Origin of the sequence: Rhodococcus sp. T9N, from assembly GCF_024436645.1 — a bacterium.
GTDB classification, from domain to species: domain Bacteria; phylum Actinomycetota; class Actinomycetes; order Mycobacteriales; family Mycobacteriaceae; genus Rhodococcus_F; species Rhodococcus_F qingshengii.
Window position 1 is genome coordinate 1 of sequence record NZ_JAMSKS010000060.1, and the last position, 1504, is coordinate 1504.

The 1504-nt window shown below is 59.2% G+C and carries 3 protein-coding genes; all 3 read right to left on the bottom strand.

Annotated features, from left to right (window positions below):
- Positions 1 to 436 precede the first annotated feature (436 nt).
- Positions 437 to 667 (bottom strand): hypothetical protein, encoded by a 231-nt coding sequence (locus M1L53_RS32990; RefSeq protein WP_261949507.1) that lies wholly within the window; start codon positions 665 to 667, stop codon positions 437 to 439.
- A complete protein-coding gene (locus M1L53_RS32995) occupies positions 664 to 1008 on the bottom strand; it encodes a DUF6221 family protein (protein ID WP_261949508.1) in 345 nt (114 codons plus the stop codon). The genes M1L53_RS32990 and M1L53_RS32995 overlap by 4 nt, the downstream gene beginning before the upstream one ends.
- Positions 1009 to 1154: 146 nt before the next feature.
- A complete protein-coding gene (locus tag M1L53_RS33000; RefSeq protein WP_261949509.1) occupies positions 1155 to 1301 on the bottom strand; it encodes a hypothetical protein in 147 nt (48 codons plus the stop codon).
- Positions 1302 to 1504 lie beyond the last annotated feature (203 nt).

The following is a 1504-nucleotide window of genomic DNA, read 5'->3' on the forward strand; positions in this document are numbered from 1 at the left end:
GTCCTGGCGGCAGATTGTGATCGCCAGATCGTCGATCAGGTCGGGGATCTCGCCGAGGAGTTTGTCGAGCATCTGACGGTCTTCGCGGCAGACGAAGTAGATCTCGCTCATGACTGCCCCTTTGGTGATACCCACTCGATCCTGGCAACTGGCGCGTAGTTCTTTGATCCCATGACGCCCTCGCCGAGTATGTCGATCGGCTTCCATCGGTGGTTCTCGCTATTGGTTACGGCGACAATAAACCCCTCCGCTGTGCGCAGCACTGGCAAGGAAACTGTGCCGCCTGAACGCGAGAGTGCCGTCGCGGTTAGGTCGATCCAACAAAAGCCATCAGTGTCGACCTGCATCGTCCAGGGCGTTACCCATACCCATTTGTCATACGGGGCATCAGCGAGAGAGGAAGTGTCATATAGCGAAATGGGCAATCTAGCTTGGCTCATGACTGGCCCTCCTGAGTGAATCCACGGTCACGCTCGTTCGTCATGTACCAGAGTGGGACGCCTGGCATCTTCGAGGTCGGAGCGCAGTAGCCCGCCAGATTGAGTTCCCACCCTTTCTTGGGGTTGAAGGTGGCGTATGCGCCAAAGCTGCGAGGTGCGGTTGATGGGCTGATGTTGTCGGCCTTGCGGCGCAGCCAGTTTGCAACCCTGTCGCGGATCTCGCTCATGGTCGCCACTCCTCATTGAAGTCAGGATGGTCAGAGAAGGCAGAGGCGAGTACGCGGGCTGTTTCGCACGGCCAGTCCTCGGCATCGTGCTTGTAGTAGTCATGACAGGTTCCGCAATAGTGAACATCGCCCGGACCGGGATTATCGTCGTAGTGGAGCTCGAGAAGTTCCCGCTTGGCCACTACCTCACGAAGAGCTCGGGCGGGGTTGTGGCGGGCCATATAGAGGGTCTGCTCCGCAGTGATGCCACCCTCATGAAAATGTCGCGGATAATGCAGGGCCATTTTTGCCACCGCCTCATCCTCCGCGATCCGAGCCTCGAGAAACTCGACAATCCCCATGTGATCCCCACTCTCAGACGGTCCGCAACTCCTCCCTGATTCTACCACGCCATATCACCAATTGCATTGCCGCGCAACGCCTCTCGACCGAAACGTCATCCCCACCTCAGCTGCAGCCAAGATGAGGATGACGAGGATCAAGACGATCACTTCACCCGCTTCGTCGGACCGAACGCAGTCCTGCGGGTGTGGGCTGGATCGTTCGCCCACATCGGCGGGGTTTGCTTCGGCTTCTTCGGCAGCCGGGGGTGCGCTGCGATGAGGTCGGCCAGGTCGGCCAGATTGTCAGCCACAGTTCCCTCCATGCCCCTTCGGTTGTCCACATTTGCGATAGCTGTGTCCGTCTAGCCAGTGCCCGCACGGTGGGCATATCTTGCGTGCCGTGGCTTCGAGGTGAGCGGCTATCACCCTGAGGTCCGACGCTTGCCTATTCAGGTCTTCCGCCATCTCAAGCGGTGTCAGGTCGGTCAACCCCGGATCAGGCGCGTCAGTCATC